The following is a 17,782-nucleotide window of genomic DNA, read 5'->3' as shown; positions in this document are numbered from 1 at the left end:
GGGGCCGCAGCCCCCACCCCCTCCTCCGTCTCCGCCGGCCCCGCCGCCTCCGGGCGGTGGCAACTGAGGTCGCCACTGACTGACAGCCCCTGAGCGCCCGGTGCCGGACGGAAGAACGCCGGCACCGGGCCTCCCCCACCCGTGCCACCGAAGGAGATGACGGCCGTGAACCGAATGCCGACCAACACCCTCGTGCTCAACCCCGACGAACTCGGCCCCGACCTGGTGCTGGGCATGGACCTGGCAATGAAACTGGGCATCGGGCATCTGGAGATCCGCTCGGCCGAGGGCGCCAACGCCGTGACGCTGCCCGCCGACCGGCTGCGGCACATCCGAGCCCTGGCCGACGAGCGCGGCCTGAAGGTGGCGGCGCTTGCCTCACCACTGTGGAAGTGGTGCCGTCCCGAAGCCACGCCAGGGAGAGTCGACACCTTCGGTTTCCCCACCCAGGTCCCGCCCGAGGACCGGCTGGGCTGGATCGAGCGGGCCATCGAGGCCGCGCGCACCCTCGGCGCCCCGATCGTGCGGATCTTCTCCCACCTGCGCGTCGCGCCGGAGCTGACCGAGCAGCTGCTCGGTGACCCGCTGCTGGCCAAGGCCCTGGAAGCGGCAGCCACGGCCGGGGTGCGGTTGCTGCTGGAGAACGAGCCGGTGTGCACCGTCGCCCACGCTGAACCGCTCCTTCAGGTCTTGGAGCGCTACAGCGGGCAGGGTCTGGGGCTGTGGCTGGACGTGGCGAACCTCCATGAAGTCGGCCAGGCCACCCGCGGCACGGTGAAGGCCCTGGCCCCCTACGTGGGGTACGTGCACGTCAAGGACTACCAGCCCACCGACGGCGGCGGCCGGGTCTTCTGCCCGGCCGGGGAGGGCGTGGTGCCGTACGACCAGGTGCTCCCGTTGCTGCACGCTGTTCACCCGGCGCTGCCGTACGCGCTGGAGACCCATGTGCGCGACGCTCCCGCCGACGCGCTCTCAGCGGGTGCCGCGTTCTTGCGCTCGGCCGTCCCGGGCGGCGTCGCGTGAAGCGGGTGCTGCTGGCCGGGGCCGGGGAGGTCGGTGCCAAGCACCTCGCTGCCCTCGCCGGCACGCCTGGCGTGATGGTCGCGGGGGTCGCCGACCCTGCCCCGCGCACCGACGTCCCGAGGGGCGTTCCGGTGTTCGCCTCCTGGCGGGTGGCACTGAAGTCTCTGGCACCGGACCTCGTAGTGGTGGCCACCCCACCCGGGACCGCCCTGACCGTAGCCCGGAACGCCGCCCAAGCCGGGGCCACGGTGCTCGTGGAGAAGCCCGCCACCACCGCCCCCGCCGCCCTGACACCCCGGTCGGGCGACGAACGGATCTTCGTCGCGTTCCAGCCGCACTTCGCCCCCGGTCTCGATCATCTGCTCGGCTCACCTCCGGCCGTCGTACGCGCGGACGTGATGCTGGCCGTGCGACGCGATCGCGGCTACTTCCGCGGCTGGCGCCGTACTTACGCCACCGCCGGCGGAGTGTTGCACCAGCAGGCCATCCACGGCCTGGCACTCGCCCTGCGGATCGTCCCCGGCGACGTCGAGGCGGTCGACGCAGAGGTCGCGCACCGCCGGGGCTTGGCCGAGATCGAGGACCGAGTCACAGCCGTCGTCACCTTGACCGGCGGGACCCCGGTGCACATCGACGCACGCGTGGACCACTCTGGCCCGGCGGTCCACGAACTCGCCCTCCACCTCGCCGACGGACGCCTCCTTCAGGCACGCGGCCGGAACCTCGAAGCCGGACTCGGCCCCCCGGCCACCGCTCCCACCCATGAGGAACTGCGGCGCGCGATGTACGCCGCAGTTCTGGACGCCGCCGACGGGCGTCCGCCCCATCCCTGCCTGTTCCCGCTGACGGCGCTGCGGCGCCCGCTGGAGGTGATCGACCGTGTCTACCGTGACGCCCGCGTCGTACGGGTTACGGACTCCGCTGCCGCATGAACTGCCCGTCGAGGTCGTCGAACGCAAGGGCATCGGCCACCCCGACACCCTCGCCGACGGCATCGCCGAACTCGCCTCCATCCGCTACAGCCGGCACTGTCTGGACGTGGCGGGGGCGGTACTGCACCACAACCTGGACAAGGTCGCCGTACTCGGTGGCCGGGCCGCGTTCACCGACACCGACGGCGTCTACGACCGGCCGTTGCGGGTCGTGTTCGGCGGCCGGATCTCCACCACCTTCGCCGGGCATCCGCTGCCGGTGCGGGACATCCTGGAACAGGCGGCCGTCGACCACCTGCGCACCGCGCTGCCGGGCTTCGACCGCGTGAGGCTGGAGGTCCGGCACGAGACGACCGACTCCTCCAAGTTCCCGCACTGGTTCGCCCCGCGATCGCTGGGGGATCTGCCGGAGCGGCCCCGGGCGTTCTCCAACGACACCGCCTACCTCGTCGGCTCCGCCCCGCGCACGGCCACCGAGACCGTGGTGCTGCTGGCCGAGGCGTGGTTCCGCCGCCTGCCCTGGGCGGGCAGCGACATCAAGGCCCTCGCCGTCCGCGATGGCGCGACCTGGACGGTGACCGTGTGCGTGCCCGCTCTGGCCGGACAGCTGACCAGCGCGGCCGAATTCGACGACGCGGTCACCGCCGCGGCCGGCGAACTGACCGAGCTGCTGGCCGAACGGCTGCCGGGCAGGGCGACAGTGGTGTGCAACACCCGCGGCAGCCGCATCGGCCCGATCTCCGGCCAGTACTTCACGCTCTCCGGATCGGCCGTCGACTACGGCGAGGACGGGCTGGTCGGCCGGGGCAACGCCCGCACGGGAGTGATCAGCGGCGCCCACCTCGCGGGCAACGAGGCCACCTTCGGGAAGAACCCGGCCTACCACGTCGGCAAGGTGGGCGGCTGGCTCGCCGATACCGCCGCCCGTACGGTGGCCGCCGAGTTCGGCCCGTGCCGCATCGGGCTGCTGTGGCGCAACGGCGCCGCGTACCACGACCCGGCCTCGATCGAGATCACCACCGCCCACCCGGCACCGCCCGGGGCGACGGAGGAACTGGTGCGGGCCGCGCTGTCCCAGACCGACTGGATGGATGACCTGCTGGCCGGCCGCTACCTGCCCACCATCGAACCGGTCGAGAATCTGCTCGTTGAACTGGAACGGGCTGCCGGATGACCGCGCACCGACTCACCACCGGCCACGTCTCGGCCCTCCTATTACTGCCCGAGGCACTGGACACCGCGCCCGCGCAGGCCGCCGACCGGTCCCTGCCCGGCGGCTGGACCCTGGAGGCGGCGCTGGACACCAAGGAGGCGGCCGACCTCGAGATCACCACAGGGGCGGCGGCCGTCACCATCGAGCAGGACACCGTGCGCCTGCGACTTCCCGCCGCCGTGGCCGCCTCGGACACCCTGGCGTACGCCACCTACACCGCGACCGAACGCATCCGCCAGCAGCAGCACAAGGTCACCGTGCACGCCACCGCCCTGATCGCACCCGACGGACAGGTGGTACTGCTGATCGGAGCGAAGGGTGCCGGCAAGACGTCCACCGCGATCGCCCTCGCGGCCCGCGGCTGGACCCACGCGGGTGACGACCTGGTCGTCCTCGGCGAGTGGGGGAACGGCGGCCTTGCGGTGTGGCCGGGGAAGCCCACCGCAGCCATCCGCGACCCGACCCGACCCCTCGCGCCCAAGCTCCGCCACCTTCTGGAGCCGTTCGCCACCGGCCCGGCTTCACTGGCGAGGGTCGTGCGCGTGGCTGTCCACCCGGCTCTGGCGCAAGCGTCAATGACGCCCGCAGTGCCGCTCTCGGTGAACGAGCGGCTGCGGCTGCACGAGATGCTGGCCCGCTACATCTCCGGCCTGCCCACTCCGGTGACCGGCGTCTCGGGAGTGCCGTACGGACCGGTGTGGCCGCTGGACACCCCCGACCTGGCCAGCTGGCGAAGTCACCTCATCACCGCGCTCGCGGGCTGCCGGTTCGACTACCTGTACGCCCCCGACCCCGAGACGGCCGCCGACCTGCTGACCAAAGAGGGAACCACATGAAGGCTGCCGCGATCCTGCCCAGCCGCAACGAGCCGGCCACCATCAGCGCCGTCACCACCGCCGTCGACACCGCCCTCGGCAACGTGCCGGCGGTCATCGTCAACGCCGACTCCTCCGACACGCTGACCACCACCGAGAACTTCGCCGCGACCGGCACCCGGGCGAAGAAGGTGCCGCTGGCGGGCCTTACGCGGGGCAAGGGCACCCAGATCCTGGCCGCCGCCCGCCGTCCGGAACTCGCCGACGCCGAGGTGGTACTGATCGCGGACACCGACACCCGCAACCCCGACCCGGCCGCCTACGCCGCCCTGCTGGACCACGTACGGTCCGGAGCCGCCCTGGCGATCGCTGACTACCCGAGGCACTGGGACGAAGCCAACCTCACCAACCACCTCGCCCGGCCCTTGATCGCCGCCACCACTGGCCACGACGTGCCCCAGCCCCTCGCAGGCGACCTGGCCCTGTCCCCCCAGACGCTCGCTGCTGTCCTCCGCGCCGTCGAAGCCCTGCCACAGGAACTGCCGGAATGCGTGGACGGCTACGGCATCGACGCATTCCTCCTGCTCACCGCCACTGCCATCGGGCCCCTTGCCTCCGTACGGATCGACAGGCCCAAGCAGCACGCCAGCTCCTTCCCCCACCTCCCGGCCATCTACCACCAGGCCGTCCCCGTCCTGCTGCACCTGACCGCGACGCGGACACCACCGCCCGTACCGCCGGGCGGTGACACGACCACGTACCGCGTCTCCTACCGCGCGGTCGAGCCCGCCCGCCTCCAGACCATGCTCACCACGCTGGAGAGCCTTGGCCAACACCCAGACGGATACGATGAACACCCGTGGCCGCAGCCCGCCGTAGACGCCTGGCACGCCGTCCGCTCCGGGATTCCAGCGGTGGAAGCGACCCGCCGGCTGTGGGCGCATTACCTCCGCCGTGTGGCCGACTGGCTCACCACCGGACAGTACGCCGCGCCGCGACAGCGGGCCGAGTTACTCGCCACTGCTCACGCCCGCCTGCACACCGCCGTCCTCACCGCCGCAGGAGCCCGCCGATGACCGCCGCCCCGACCTCCGGCTTCTCCGCCTTCGCCCTGGAGCCCTTCCCCGAACTCCAGCCGGGCGACGATCTCGCCGGCACCATCACCGGTGTCCTCAGCCGCACCGGCACCGAACTGCGTGACGGAGACATCGTCGTCGTCGCCAGCAAGGCCGTGTCCGTGGCGGAGAAGCGGTACGTCGACCTGGCTGACGTCACTCCCGGCCCCGACGCCCTGGCCCTGTCCGCCAGGACGGGAAAGTCCGCCGAAATCGTGCAACTGATCCTCGACTCCTCCACCGAGCACTTCCTGGCCACCGAAAAGGGGCCGATCATCGCCCGCCACACGCTCGGCTACCAGCTCACCTCCGCCGGGATCGACCGGGCCGGCACCGAAGGCGCCTGGCTGCTGCCCGCAGACCCCGACGCCTCCGCCCGCTCCCTGCGCGACGCTCTGACTACCTATTCCGGCGCCACCGTCGCCGTGGTCATCGCGGACTCCGACGGCCGCGCCGACAGGCGCGGCGCCACCGTCATCTCTATCGGCGCGGCAGGTGTGGCGCCCCTCCGGGTGACGGAGCACGGCGGCAAACGGCAGGAGGAGACCTTCACCGACCTCATCGCCGCGGCAGCCGGCATCATCCTCGGCCAGCGCGGACGGGGCGCCCCGGTCGCGGTCCTGCGCGGCATCGCCTACGACTCCAGCGACGAGGGCGTGACCGCGATGCTCCATCACAGGTCGTGAACCGAAAAAGCGCTCGCCGCTCTCGGCCTTGTATCGACCAGCCACTCTCGCCAGCGCTGCACCGCCTACCAGTTCGCGACTCGGGGCGCGGCGGCTGGGAACCACGCCCTCGGAACCTGGGTGGCCCGGAATGATGGGCTGCCCGTCCTCGATCAGGCAGCGCAGGTGGCCCGGCAGTACGGGCTGAGCCACCATCTGCGCAGCGTCGAGGGCATCCGGAAAGGCCGGTAGGGATGAGCCAGGGAGTGCCAGTGCCGCAGCGCGAGCAGCGCCAGATCACCGACGAGCAGTTCCACGACGCGACGTTGATCTGGAACTATCACCAGATGGGCCATGAACAGCGGCCCTGCTCGGCGGCGATCGGCCTGGGCAGCCACGATCTCGGAGTGGCGACCACGGCCGCCCATCTCTACCGCGCCGGCCTGTTTCCGGTCCTGGTTTTCAGCGGCGGCAACAGCCCCACGACCCGTGCCCGCTTCCCACGGGGCGAAGCCGTCCACTACCGCGAGCACGCGCTGAACCTGGGTGTGCTGGACGAGGCGATCCTGGTCGAGCCGAAGGCCGCGAACACCGGGCAGAACATCACCTTCTCGCGGGAGCTGCTGGCCGAGGCCGGCGTCGCGGTCGAGTCGCTGCTGCTGATCTCCAAGCCGTACATGGAGCGGCGCTCGTACGCCACCTGCCGCAAGCTCTGGCCCGAGGTGGAGGTCGTGTGCGCTTCCGAGCCGCTGGAGCTGGACGACTACATCGAGTCCATCGGTGACGAGAAGCTGGTCGTGGACATGCTCGTAGGCGATCTGCAACGGGTGATCGAGTACCCGAAGCTCGGCTTCGCCGTCGAGCAGGAGGTCCCGGGGGATGTGTATGACGCCTACGAGCGCCTCGTCGGCGCCGGCTTCGACAGCCGCCTCATCAGCACCTGAACTGGAGACACGGCCCGGCTCAGCAGTTCGGGCCGTAGCGGACACATCCGGGTGGCGAAGCGTGTCTGTAGTCCCAGTCGTGCTGTGCGGCCATCAGTGTTCCGCCTGCCAGGAGGGCGACCAGCAGGTGCGTGATCACGGTCCATCGGGCGCGGGAGACCGCCGCGAGAACTGCCAGGACGAGCACGGTGATCTGTAGTGTCCGCAGTCGCCCCATGTACGCGAGAGCGGCCGCGTCGATGTGCGTTTGCTCGCCTTGTGCTGCCCATACGTCGAGGCCGTAGCCGTATACCGCGTCCAGCGCGAGCCACCCGGCCTCCAGCAGGAACAACGGGATGGCGAAGGCGAGGTCCACGCCCAGGCGGGTCCGGTGCGACCAGGGGCGGCGCCGTCTCTGGGCCGGGATGTCGGTCATGGATGCACGGTGCCGCGAGTGATGCCGGTGCGCATGAGTACCTGTACTCAACCGTGAGCGCCGCGGCCAGCTCTCCGCCTGCGGCACCCTGCCCGAGAGCGCTCGCGAAGGCGTTGCCTGCGGTCCCGGTCCTGGGGTGATCCGCCGTGCAGCGGCCTTCATCCCCCTGCATCACCAAGGGCTTGAGGTAACGGGTCCGCAGCTAAGGTCGGCCCAGCCGGGTCCCGGACCGGCCCTGTGTGTGCTGCGCCGCTGGGTTGGCCGGGTGTCCCGCTGTGTGGCTGCCAGCGTCCGCGTGGCTGGTGTCGGCGGGTAGGCCGGCGGTGCGGCGTAGACGCCATACCAGCACGTCGCTTACGGACTGCGCCGTGTCGAGTTCCCGTCGTCCGGCGGCGGCGGTCAGGAGGGCTGCGGGGTCGTGGCCGGCGGCCTCGGCGTCGGTGATGGTGGTGGCGAGCGCGTACCAGCCGGGCTCGCTGAGAACCTGCTCGGCCAGCTCCGGTACGGCTTTGCGCAGCATGGCCGTGTGCCGTTGGAGGAGTGGTCGGCTCAGGCGTCGGCCGCGCTGGTAGAGGGCGCCGAGGGGTTGGGCGGCTGCTGCTTGGTATGCGGCGTGCAGGTGTTCTGCTGCCTGGCGGGCGGCGGCTGCCTGTTGGGCGTGGCCCTTCTTCGCGTGCCAGTGGGTGGCGGCGGTGACGAGGAAGAACAGCATGTCGACCACCATGGCGGTGGTCGCTCCGTCCTCCCCGCGGCCGAGGGCCGGTCCGCTGCGGACGAGGTCGCGGGCGGCCCGCCGTAGTGCCTGGTCATGCCCGTGCTGCGAGCGGATGTGGGAGCGTGTGGCGCGCTCGAACGCGAAGGCGGCTTCGCGTAGTTCGCGTCGGGTGGGGGCGGCTGAGGTAGCTGCGAGCGCGTCCAGGACCTCGCCCGCGGCAGCGATGTGCGCGGCCACCGTCGCCTCTTCGTCGCGATCGATGACCAGGATCGTCTGCCAGGCCGCCGTGGCTGCTCGACGCCGTGCCGTCGCCGGGTCACTGAGCGTCGTGTTCGTGGCCGGCTCCGACGGCTTGTGGCTGTGCTGGTCGGTGGTGTGGCCGGGCCAGCGTTCGCGGATGCGGGGCAGGGACAGATCGGGGGCCAGGCGCGAGCCGGAATAGAACACGGGCTCGCCGTCTTTGTTGCGGTCGAAGGGCAGGGCGACCTTGTAGCCGAGGAGATCGCCCGATGGCGCGATGCGCTTGTGGACGATCAGGCCGGCGGCGGCCAGCCGGTCGAAGAACTCCTCCTCGCCGACGGTGCCGGCCACCGCCCGCCGTACGGTCTCGCGTAGTTCCTCCCGGACGGTGCGCTCGCGGCCCTGCCGGTCGGCCTTGTGGCGTTCGGCGCTGGTGGGCCGCTGGGCGGCGGTGCCGTCGCCCTTGTTGAGGCGGCGCAGGCCAAGCTGCACCTCCAGGGTGCGGGCCTCGGCCTGGACGCGGGCGGCGTCGTGGCCGAGGTCGGGCTTGTAGCCGTCCTCGCGGACGAGGGTGGCGACGATGTGGATGTGGTCGTCGGCATGCCGGACGGCCACCCATCGGCAGCCCGCGTCCTGGTCGGGGTCGTCGATGCCGGCGGCGGCGACCATCCGGCGGGCCACCTCGCCCCACTCCTCGTCGGTCAGGAGCCGGTCCTCGGCGGCGTTGCGGACGGACAGGTGCCACACGTGCTTTTTCGGCCGCTCGGCCTGGTCGAGGTTGTCGACGGGCTGGTCCAGGAGCTGCTGGAGCTGTTTGAGAGTGGCGGAGGGGTCGCGGCCGGGGTCGGGTGCGTTGTGGTCCCAGGAGGCGACCAGGTGCGGGTCGTCGTGTTCTTCGTGCTTGCCGGGACCGTACAGGTAGGCCAGGAGGCCGATGGTGCGCTGCCCGCGCTTCTGTATCCGGGGGATCATCTGCAGTCCGAGGCCGTTGCTTGGGGTGGTGGGGGCGGGGCGTCGTCCAGATGCTGGGTCAGTGTTTTTCCAGCAGTCGGTCGGTGGCTGCCTGCACGCGGCTCACGGCGCGCTGGACCGCCGTGACGACCGCGTCGAGTTCGGCGGGGTGAGCACCGGTGTTGAGGGCGCGGGCGATCTGGTTGAGGTTGTTGCCGACCTGCCCGAGGTGCCGGCGCGCGGCGAACAGTTCGGTGACCAGCTCACGGTGGCCGGCGATGGCGGCGGCGGTGCTGTCGAGGTCCTGGGCGGCGGCGAGGCCGCTGCGGGCGAGGAAGGCGGGCAGGCTCGTACGGGTCGCGCGAGCGGCGGTGGCGAGTTGGGTCTTCTCGTCGTCGTTCAGGCGGACGCTGCATACGTAGTCGCGCTTGTGCGCGGTCGGTTTCGGCGAGCGCTTGCGCGAGGTCTTCTTCGTGGCGCGGGGCTTGCGCGGTGACGGCTTCTCCTCCGGCTGCGATCCGCCCTCGGTCGCTGCCTGACGGCCCAGCGCCTCCTGGTGCTGGTCCGCTCCCGCCACCCCCGGGGCGGTCTCCGGCCAGGACGCCTTCCCCGGCAGGGAAGAGTGTCTTGGCCGATAACTTGCTCCGCCTGGGGCCGGGGTGGTGGTGTCCCGGCGGGGGCTGGGGGGAGTGTCGTGGTTTGCCTGGTGCACGGAGGTCTCTCTCGGCCAGCTGAGGCATGGCCTGTCGTGTGGTGTTGTGTGACTCGCGGGAAGAGAGGGCCCGGACGGCTGTCAGGTGGGGGTGGGGCTGTTCTCGGACCGAGCCGAGAGTGGCACCGGTCCCCACTACTGCTGGGCGCTGACGTGCGGGGACCGGCATGGGTCATCGGCGGATGCCGGACCCGCAAGTGCGGGGACCGGCGGTCTCGGTCCCCGCATCCGATGAGCCCGTTGGGGACCGGTCCCCGGGTTCGGTCCCCGGTCCCCGGTCCCCTGGGATCGGTCCCCGGCCCCCGTCCCCGGTCCCCGGTCCCCTAGGGTCGGTCCCCGATTCCCGGTCCCCGGACTTCATCCCGACGCTGACGCCGGTCCCCGTCGCGCTCCACTTTCAACGCGTCCATAGGCCGCGTGACCTGCTGCTTCGCCGGGACCGGTCCCCGGGACCGATGGGTGCGCTGGGGACCGGTCCCCGGTCCCCGATCGAATTCCGGTCCCCGGTCCCCAGGTTCGGTCCCCGGTCCCCGGTCCCCAGGTTCGGTCCCCGGTCCCCGGTCCCTAGGTTCGGTCCCCGAGTCGGGCCTTGGTCCCCGACGGGTTGTCGCTGCGTTGGTCCCCGGATGGTCCCCGCTCCTTGGGGACCGGTCCCCGTGCTCGGTCCCCGGTCCCCGTGCTCGGTCTCCGCCCTCGGTCCCGGTCCCCGGAGTCGGTCGTCTGCCCCCGCGTTCGGTCCCGGGCACCACTCCGGTCCCCGGATGAAAGCCCCTCGGAGGTCCGCCCCCGTGGCCGGCGGACCGCTGCCCGGTCAGGTGGGCCGGTGACGGCGTCGGTCGGGGCCGTCGAGGATGACGCGTTCGGTCATCTCGGCGAGGCGGGAGGCGACGCGGTCGCCGAGGGTGGTGCGGAGTTCGGCGGTGGGGAGGTTGGTGGTGATGAGGGTGGGGAGCATGTGTTCGTACCGGTGGTTGATGAGCCGGTAGGTCAGCTCCTCGGTCCACTCGCTGGTCCTGGCCGCGCCGAAGTCGTCCAGGAGCAGCAGCGGGCTGCGTGCCAGGGTCTGCAGGTCGCGTTCGGTGTCGTGGCCGGCGCGGGGGCGCAGGCGGGCGTGGAGGTCGGCGGTGGTGGTGGCTTCCCAGCGCAGGCGGACCCCGCGGGCGAGGAGGGTGCGGATGGCGCCGTACGCCTGGTGGGTCTTGCCGGTGCCGGTGGGACCGGCGATCAGCAGCGACGGGCCTTCCGCGATACCGGGTCCGCCGGGGCCGGGGCGGCCGGCTCGGGCGATCTCGTCGGCCCAGGCGGTGATCTGCGGGTGGCCGGCCAGGGCACGGCGGTAGCGGGCGGGGATGCGGGCGTCGGCCAGTTCCAGGGCGGTGACCGGCTCGGCCGGGGATTCCCCGGCAGCCGCTGTGGTGGGGTCGATGCCCCGCCTGGCCAGGATGCCGTTGAGGCGGGCGGCGATGGGCCCGACCTGCTGGGGTTCGCGGGTGAGGGTGGCGGTCAGAGCTGGTCTCCATAGGCGGCGGCGACATCGGCGGGGTTTGTCCACGACCTGTGGACAACCTGCCTGGCGGGGGCGGCGTTCATGGCCTCGTGCACGAGGCTCGGCAGGATGCGGGGGTGCAGCCCCTTGGCGCGGTGCAGCGCGAGGCCGGCCCGGACGTGTGCGGGGTCGATCCCCTCGTCGAGCAGCTTGCGTACCTCGCGACCGAGATGGTCCAGGACGTCCTTGGGCGGACGGTGGGCGCAAGCGGCGGCGTACTCGGCGATGAGCTGCTTGGCCGAGACGGTGTCGGGTGCGGGGGCGCTTGCGCCCCCCGATGGGGTACTTCCTAGATCCATGTTCCTAGGTCCTAGATCCGGACCCTGAGGACTCACTGACTGCTCCGTGAGCGGGTCGTGCGCCTTCACGGAAGGCTTCGTGAAACCGCTCTGACCTGCGGTTTCGCTGTCGTCTCCGCGATTCACGGCCGTCTCCTGCTGTTGGCGGGAGCCCTCACGGAGGGTTCCGTGAGGTAGCGGTGCGGCCTCGGTGAGGCCGGCTCGTGCGGCGCCGCCGACGGTGTCGTGGTGGGGGCATGCGGGGAGCCGGCTCTTGCTGGGCCGGTTGATCTTCTGGTGCTGGTGCCAGGTGACGACGTGCAGGTAGCGCTTGTCGTCCGGGCCGGTGTAGCGGCAGATGAGGCCGGCGTCGGCGAGCTGGGCGAGGTCCTTCTCGACGTCGGCGGGGGTGTGTTCGGGGCGCAGGACCCACAGCTGCCCGGCGATGATCGCGGCGTGGTCGCGGTGGCGGCCCTGGTCGTCGGCCTGGGTGAGCAGGCCGAAGAAGGTGCGCTCGGCGGTCAGGGAGACGGCGGCCAGGGACTCGGAGACGAAGGCTTCGGGCTTGATGGTGCGGATTCGTGCCAAGAGCGGGGCGGTCCTCACTCGGTGGCCAGGGGGCGGGCACCCATGGCTCACCGTCGACGGGGGCGGTGGGGGCGTCAGGTGTGGGGGAGTTGCCGACCGGCTGCCGCGCGGCTCGCTGAGCCGACCGCGGCTTTTCCGGGGCTGTCGTCAACATAGCCACACCCAGTGCGGATAAGTCCATCCCCAAACGGCCAGATCTCTGACGGCAGAAAGGCGGTCGGAAAACAGGTCGGAGAGGGCGGTGGGAAAACGGTAGGGCACGATCGGCCGCTGACCAAATAGTTGCCCGGAAACCCGAGCCAGAAGGATCACATCGGCAAACCGTTGACGTCTGCGGGCGGCGAAGCTACAACACAACACCCCACGTCAGACACCCTGTCGGCGCTGCTCGACGCGCGGGCTGACGAGAGGGGCGTACCCCCGCGTGCCGTGTGCGTGGGGCGCAACATAGCCGACGATCGCCGGTTAACCAAACCGGCGAGTGCACGCTACAACGGAGCCATGGCAGCACGTTCACTGGAAATCGGCCCAGCCGGAATAAGGGCCGCCCGAAACATCGAAATTCTCCGCACCGAGCGCGGTCTCCCGCAGCGGGAGCTTGCCGCTCGTGTCACCGCTCTCGGCCGGCCGATGTCCAACACGATGCTGTCCCGCATCGAACGCGCCCAGCGCCGCTGCGACATCGACGACCTGGTCGCCATCGCACAGGCGCTGCACGTGCCGGTCCCGGCCCTCCTCCGCGGCCCGGCGACCGCCTGAACCCGACTCCGCCACCCCGACCCCCCCCGCCCAAACCCCACCTCCAGAACCGCCGCCCCGCCTCCGCCCCGAGTGAGGAGCCACCGCACTTGCGCCCACCCGCAATACCCCCTGCCCGCTTCTGTCTTCAGCGCGCCCCGAAGGAGGTGATCACCCATGGCTGACCGTCTGCTGACGGTGGGCGAAGCCGCCGAACAACTCGGCACGGGCGAACGGTTCGTGCGCCGCCTCATCGCCGAACGCCGCATCCGCTACGTCAAGCTCGGCCGCCCGGTCCGCATCCCGGAGAGCGCCGTCACCGAGTACATCGAGGCACGCACCGTCGAGCCCGTCCGCCGCACCCGCCTGCGGTACGGGAGGGCAGCCTGATGGCAGGACGCAGACCACAGCGCCGACGCGAGTTCGGCACCGTACGCCGGCTCGCCTCGGGCCGGTGGCAGGCCCGTTACGTCGGCCCGGACGGGACCCGCCACAAGGCCCCCGAGACGTTCGACACCAAGACCGACGCGCAGGACTGGCTCAACCTGGTCCGCGCGGACATCGACCGCAACCAGTGGCGGAACCCGGACGCCGGCGCGGTCAACTTCGAGAAGTACGCCCTGCGGTGGCTGGAAGAGCGCGGCCTGGCGCCGACCACGGTCGACCGCTACAGCGGCCTGCTCCGCCTGCACATCCTGCCAACGTTCGGCGGCAAGGATCTGGACGAGATCACCCCGCCCTCCGTCCGCGCCTGGCGTGCCGAACGGCGAAAGGCGACGGGCGCCACCACGGTCGCCAAGTCGTACCGCCTGCTGAAGGCGATCCTCCAGACCGCGGTCGACGACGACCTGCTCCCGACCAACCCGTGCCGCATCAAGGGCGCCGGCAAAGAGGAGGCCGACGAGCGCCCCACCGCGACCGTGGAGCAGGTCTTCGACCTCGCCGACGCCATGGGCCCGCGCTGGCGGCTCATGGTCCTGCTCGGCGCCTTCGCCTCCCTCCGCCCCGAGGAACTGGCCGAGCTGCGCCGGCACAGTGTCGATCTCGACGAGTGCTCCCTGCGGATCACGCACGCGTCACCGGAGCTGACGAACGGCAAGCGGGTCACCGGCGCCCCCAAGACCCGCGCGGGCAAGCGCACGGTGTACCTGCCCGACTTCCTGCTGCCTGAGCTGCGCCGGCACCTTCGGTGGTTCGCGGAGAAGGAGCCGGACGGCCTCCTCTTCGTCGGTGAGAAGGGCGCTCCGTTCCGCCGCTCGACCTTCGGCCGCAAGTGGCGCAAGGCCAGGAAGCAGGTTGGCATGCCGGACAACTTCCGCTTCTACGACCTCCGGCACACTGGCAACACCCTCGCCGCCGACACCGGCGCCAAGCTGAAGGACCTCATGGTCCGCGCCGGCCAGTCCTCGGAGCGCGCCCAGCTGATCTACCAGCACTCGACGGCGAAGCACCAGCGCAAGCTGGCCCAGGGCATCGACGCCGAGGTCCGGCAGCAACTGAACGAGTCGCTCGCCGGCAAGCGCACGACGCGCGAAGGATAAGGACGCACGCACGCGGGTCCGGTCGGCGCAACCTGTCCGGCTCACGGCACAGCACTTCCCGGGTGATGCCCACGGACTTCCTCGGGGTTCGCTGTCAGGAGCCGCCCGCGGTCGCCGTAAAACTGGCCTGGCAGTCTCCCGTTCAGCCACCGCCTTGTCCCCGCCGTACCGCGTGCGGAGGCCAGTAGATCCCCTCACCCTGGAGGTGCCCCTGAACCCCGACATCCCGCTCGATCCCTCCACCCCCGGCCGCATCCCGGTGATCTGCTGGGTCGGCCCCCGCCACCTGGCCGGCGACGACGGTCGCCTCTACGACACCGTCGCCGACACCCTCACCGCTATGGGCTGGACGAGTCTGACGATGGTCCGCGGCCTGCGGGAGCCGCAGGAGGCACCGGAGGACCGGCAGGTTGTGCGCAGCACCGTCCTGCACCTCAGCCCCGACACTCTGCGGTGGGCCCAATGGGTCCTGGCGGACGAGCCGTTCCTGCTCGGGGACCTGCCGATCGCCTGGCACGTATCGGCCCGCGCCGACACGAGCAGCCCGCTCGCGCAGTGGTCGGCGTACTTCACCTCCGATATCCCCGGGGAGGCCATCGCCGACTTCCTCGTCGCGCTCGACGCACGCCGGCACCCCGCAACTCCGTTCGGCGGCACCGAGCTGGTCCTTGAGGCCGTCACCGGGCACGGCTGGCTTCTCGACATCGACCAGCCGCACACGGGAGCGATGGACGCGACTTTCACCACCCACCTCAGCTACGGCACGGTGCCGCCCCTCATCCAGGACGGCGACCCCCAGGCCCTCACCCGCGACGTGGGGGACGAGCTGGACGGGTGGCAGGCGTGGGCCGAGCCGGTGCTCGGCGGGCGCTGCCTGTGGGCGGCATCCTTCAGCTCCGGCGTCCCCCACGACCTGGTCGCCGCCTTCGCCCGCTCGGTCAGCTCCACCGCGCCAGTCCTGCGCCGGGTGCTCCCGGAGAGCACCCGTGACCGCCTCCTGCGCGCTCCGGCCATCTGACGGCCCAGCCCGATACGGGCGGATAAATCCGAGGGCCTGTGGACCGGGGCCGTTACGCGCCCGAACTACGACATGGCCCCGGTCGCTTCCGCCCCGACCGGAATGGCGAAGCCCGGCATCCCATTGGGTGCCGGGCTTTACCATGCTCGGAAAGCGTGGACATCGCCGAGGTTGGCACGGCAGCCGTCGGGACGTTGGACAACCGCGAGGCCGTGAGCTGGTCCGGGACCTCTGCTGGGCCGAGGGCGTTGAAGGTCCCGCCGCTGCCCCCGCTCGGTCAGCCGAGGCGGATCTGTTGGTGGTGGTCCGCGAACGGAAGCTAGGAGTGGTCCGCACCGTCCTCGATCTCCGTTGCTGGACGAGGGCCGGCCCATCACGTGGCCCTGCACGCAGCCGCACCCGGCTTCGCGTACGCGACGTCACACGAACCCGGCCCGCTTGTGGCGCGGATCACGCGAAATCGATCTCACGATGCGAGATAACCCGGGACCGCATGGCTCCCAACTGCCACGCAAGGCTCCTCGGCCCCTCCCGTTCGCCTCGACTTAGGGCACGCGAAGGGCACGACACCCTCGAATTGGACTAGACAATAAACAAACCCCAGGCCGCTGACCTGGGGTTTCTCTCTGGAGCGGGTGACGAGAATCGAACTCGCGCTCTCAGCTTGGGAAGCTGATGTTCTACCATTAAACTACACCCGCGTATGTACGGACATAGGGTTCGGAGGAGCCCTTGTCCGGATGCTCGCTCACTCTACATCATCGCGGGAGTGTGGTGTGCCGGGGTCGTGGGTTCGGGTGGGATCCGGCTGTGGGCGGGGTGAGTTGGGGCGTACCGTGGGGGCCGGAGTGCCGCCTGGAGAGTCGTCTCTTTGATCCCGTAATGTGGCTTTTGGCGTCCGGGCAGAACGCCGGACGCGGCTCTTGGGGAAGGGACTTGAGGGACTTGATGGAACGCACCGTCGTCCGCTGCGCGGACGGGCACGTCTTCAGCACCGCTTCGTTCCCGATGCAGCAGGCCGAGCGGCTGGGCCCCGGCCGGCTCGTGCGGTGTCCGCGATGCGCCCGCCTGCGGAGCGCGGTGCCTGTCGTCTTGGAGAAGCGGTAGGCGGCCGGGAGGAGAGCGGTACCGGCCGTAGCCGGGGCGTGACAGGGAGCGCGCGGCGCCGTCGTGATTGCGATGGTTCCGCGCGCCTTGCGTATCCTCGCTACGTGCTTCTCTCAGACAAGGACATCCGGGCCGAGATCGACGCCGGGCGGGTACGGATCGATCCCTATGACGAATCCATGGTGCAGCCGTCGAGCATCGACGTGCGGCTGGACCGTTACTTCCGGGTGTTCGAGAACCACCGCTACCCGCACATCGACCCCTCCATCGAGCAGGCGGACCTGACGCGGCTGGTGGAGCCCGACGGGGACGAGCCGTTCATCCTGCACCCCGGGGAGTTCGTGCTCGCCTCCACCTACGAGGTCATCACGCTGCCCGACGATCTCGCCTCGCGGCTTGAGGGGAAGAGCTCGCTCGGAAGGCTCGGGCTGGTCACGCACTCCACCGCCGGGTTCATCGACCCCGGCTTCAGCGGGCACGTCACCCTCGAACTGTCCAACCTCGCCACGCTCCCCATCAAGCTGTGGCCGGGCATGAAGATCGGCCAGCTGTGCATGTTCCGGCTGACCTCGCCCGCCGAGTCCCCGTACGGCAGTGAGCGTTACGGCTCGCGGTACCAGGGGCAGCGCGGGCCGACCGCCTCGCGGTCCTTCCTCAATTTCCATCGGACCCAGGTGTGAGGGCGACTACAGCATGAGCAGCGCAGACGTGCGGGAGAATCTGACCTACGAGCGGTTCGGCACCGCCATCCGCGAACTGGCGCAGACCATCGCCGACGACGGGTACGAGCCGGACATCGTGCTGAGCATCGCCCGGGGTGGTGTCTTCGTCGCGGGCGGGCTCGCCTACGCCCTCGACTGCAAGAACATCCACCTGGTCAATGTCGAGTTCTACACCGGCGTGGGGACCACCCTCGAAATGCCGGTCATGCTCGCCCCCGTCCCCAACGTGATCGACTTCTCCGACAAGAAGGTCCTGATCACCGATGACGTCGCCGACACCGGCAAGACGCTCAAGCTCGTCCGCGACTTCTGCCTGGACACCGTCGCCGAGGTGCGCTCCGCGGTGGTCTACGAGAAGTCCCACTCCCTCGTGAAGTGCGAGTACGTGTGGAAGCGGACCGACGACTGGATCAACTTCCCCTGGAGCGTCGAGCCGCCCGTCGTGAAGCGGGCCGGGCAGGTTCTCGACGCCTGACCGGGCATCCGGTCACGGGCACCGGCCCG

General features: G+C 70.9%; 18 protein-coding genes and 1 tRNA gene. 13 read left to right on the top strand and 6 right to left on the bottom strand.

Translation table 11 applies throughout. The features are described 5' to 3' along the window. Positions 1-174 precede the first annotated feature (174 nt). From ABD350_RS06195 to ABD350_RS06165, 7 genes are all read left to right on the top strand, one after another. Positions 175-1,023 carry a sugar phosphate isomerase/epimerase family protein gene (locus tag ABD350_RS06195; protein WP_344347044.1) on the top strand — a complete coding sequence of 283 codons (849 nt, stop codon included), beginning with the start codon at positions 175-177 and terminating at the stop codon, positions 1,021-1,023. Then, positions 1,020-1,955, top strand: coding sequence for a Gfo/Idh/MocA family protein (locus ABD350_RS06190; RefSeq protein WP_344346729.1), 936 nt, complete (start codon positions 1,020-1,022; stop codon positions 1,953-1,955). The genes ABD350_RS06195 and ABD350_RS06190 overlap by 4 nt, the downstream gene beginning before the upstream one ends. Beyond that, complete coding sequence (locus ABD350_RS06185) at positions 1,903-3,129, top strand: methionine adenosyltransferase (protein ID WP_344346728.1); 1,227 nt, start codon at positions 1,903-1,905, stop codon at positions 3,127-3,129. The genes ABD350_RS06190 and ABD350_RS06185 overlap by 53 nt, the downstream gene beginning before the upstream one ends. After that, a complete protein-coding gene (locus ABD350_RS06180; protein WP_344346726.1) occupies positions 3,126-4,004 on the top strand; it encodes a hypothetical protein in 879 nt (292 codons plus the stop codon). The genes ABD350_RS06185 and ABD350_RS06180 overlap by 4 nt, the downstream gene beginning before the upstream one ends. Further along, on the top strand, positions 4,001-5,059 hold the full coding sequence (locus ABD350_RS06175; protein WP_344346725.1) for a glycosyltransferase family protein: 1,059 nt from the start codon (positions 4,001-4,003) through the stop codon (positions 5,057-5,059). The genes ABD350_RS06180 and ABD350_RS06175 overlap by 4 nt, the downstream gene beginning before the upstream one ends. Beyond that, positions 5,056-5,784 carry a coenzyme F420-0:L-glutamate ligase gene (locus tag ABD350_RS06170; RefSeq protein ID WP_344346723.1) on the top strand — a complete coding sequence of 243 codons (729 nt, stop codon included), beginning with the start codon at positions 5,056-5,058 and terminating at the stop codon, positions 5,782-5,784. Before ABD350_RS06175 ends, ABD350_RS06170 begins: the two co-directional genes overlap by 4 nt. A gap of 233 nt (positions 5,785-6,017) precedes the next feature. Next, positions 6,018-6,707, top strand: a complete 690-nt coding sequence (locus tag ABD350_RS06165) for a YdcF family protein (protein ID WP_344346722.1) — start codon at positions 6,018-6,020, stop codon at positions 6,705-6,707. Between the two features lie 19 nt (positions 6,708-6,726). On the opposite strand, the gene ABD350_RS06160 is transcribed toward ABD350_RS06165, so the two are convergent. The 5 genes from ABD350_RS06160 to ABD350_RS06140 all read right to left on the bottom strand — a co-directional run bounded on the left by ABD350_RS06160 (position 6,727) and on the right by ABD350_RS06140 (position 12,152). Beyond that, positions 6,727-7,122, bottom strand: a complete 396-nt coding sequence (locus ABD350_RS06160; RefSeq protein WP_344346721.1) for a DUF6234 family protein — start codon at positions 7,120-7,122, stop codon at positions 6,727-6,729. A gap of 202 nt (positions 7,123-7,324) precedes the next feature. Further along, positions 7,325-9,049, bottom strand: coding sequence for a relaxase/mobilization nuclease domain-containing protein (locus tag ABD350_RS06155; RefSeq protein ID WP_344346720.1), 1,725 nt, complete (start codon positions 9,047-9,049; stop codon positions 7,325-7,327). A gap of 58 nt (positions 9,050-9,107) precedes the next feature. Continuing rightward, positions 9,108-9,605, bottom strand: a complete 498-nt coding sequence (gene mobC / locus ABD350_RS06150) for a plasmid mobilization relaxosome protein MobC (protein ID WP_344346719.1) — start codon at positions 9,603-9,605, stop codon at positions 9,108-9,110. Positions 9,606-10,551: 946 nt separating this feature from the next. Continuing rightward, on the bottom strand, positions 10,552-11,247 hold the full coding sequence (locus ABD350_RS06145) for an ATP-binding protein (protein ID WP_344347043.1): 696 nt from the start codon (positions 11,245-11,247) through the stop codon (positions 10,552-10,554). Beyond that, complete coding sequence (locus ABD350_RS06140; protein ID WP_344346718.1) at positions 11,244-12,152, bottom strand: hypothetical protein; 909 nt, start codon at positions 12,150-12,152, stop codon at positions 11,244-11,246. The genes ABD350_RS06145 and ABD350_RS06140 overlap by 4 nt, the downstream gene beginning before the upstream one ends. Before the next feature lie 501 nt (positions 12,153-12,653). Between ABD350_RS06140 and ABD350_RS06135 the strand changes: the two genes are divergently transcribed. The 4 genes from ABD350_RS06135 to ABD350_RS06120 all read left to right on the top strand — a co-directional run bounded on the left by ABD350_RS06135 (position 12,654) and on the right by ABD350_RS06120 (position 15,449). Then, a complete protein-coding gene (locus ABD350_RS06135; protein ID WP_085565766.1) occupies positions 12,654-12,911 on the top strand; it encodes a helix-turn-helix domain-containing protein in 258 nt (85 codons plus the stop codon). Between the two features lie 156 nt (positions 12,912-13,067). Then, positions 13,068-13,280, top strand: a complete 213-nt coding sequence (locus ABD350_RS06130) for an excisionase family DNA-binding protein (RefSeq protein ID WP_019983959.1) — start codon at positions 13,068-13,070, stop codon at positions 13,278-13,280. Next, positions 13,280-14,431 (top strand): tyrosine-type recombinase/integrase, encoded by a 1,152-nt coding sequence (locus ABD350_RS06125; protein ID WP_344346717.1) that lies wholly within the window; start codon positions 13,280-13,282, stop codon positions 14,429-14,431. The genes ABD350_RS06130 and ABD350_RS06125 overlap by 1 nt, the downstream gene beginning before the upstream one ends. A gap of 199 nt (positions 14,432-14,630) precedes the next feature. Continuing rightward, a complete protein-coding gene (locus ABD350_RS06120; RefSeq protein WP_344347042.1) occupies positions 14,631-15,449 on the top strand; it encodes an SPDY domain-containing protein in 819 nt (272 codons plus the stop codon). A gap of 627 nt (positions 15,450-16,076) precedes the next feature. Here the strand turns inward: ABD350_RS06120 and ABD350_RS06115 are convergent. Next, positions 16,077-16,150 (bottom strand) — tRNA-Gly (locus ABD350_RS06115). A gap of 510 nt (positions 16,151-16,660) precedes the next feature. Here ABD350_RS06115 and dcd point away from each other — a divergent pair. After that, the gene (dcd, locus tag ABD350_RS06110) at positions 16,661-17,236 is read left to right on the top strand and encodes a dCTP deaminase (RefSeq protein ID WP_030620657.1); all 576 of its coding nucleotides are present in this window, start codon (positions 16,661-16,663) and stop codon (positions 17,234-17,236) included. A 13-nt stretch (positions 17,237-17,249) separates the two neighbouring features. Next, positions 17,250-17,753 carry a phosphoribosyltransferase gene (locus tag ABD350_RS06105; RefSeq protein ID WP_181797374.1) on the top strand — a complete coding sequence of 168 codons (504 nt, stop codon included), beginning with the start codon at positions 17,250-17,252 and terminating at the stop codon, positions 17,751-17,753. The last annotated feature ends 29 nt before the right edge of the window (positions 17,754-17,782 follow it).

Origin of the sequence: Streptomyces nogalater (genome assembly GCF_039532885.1) — a bacterium.
Classification (GTDB): Bacteria; Actinomycetota; Actinomycetes; order Streptomycetales; family Streptomycetaceae; genus Streptomyces; species Streptomyces nogalater.
Note: the sequence above shows the minus strand (reverse complement) of the source record. Positions and strands in the feature narration are given on the sequence as shown.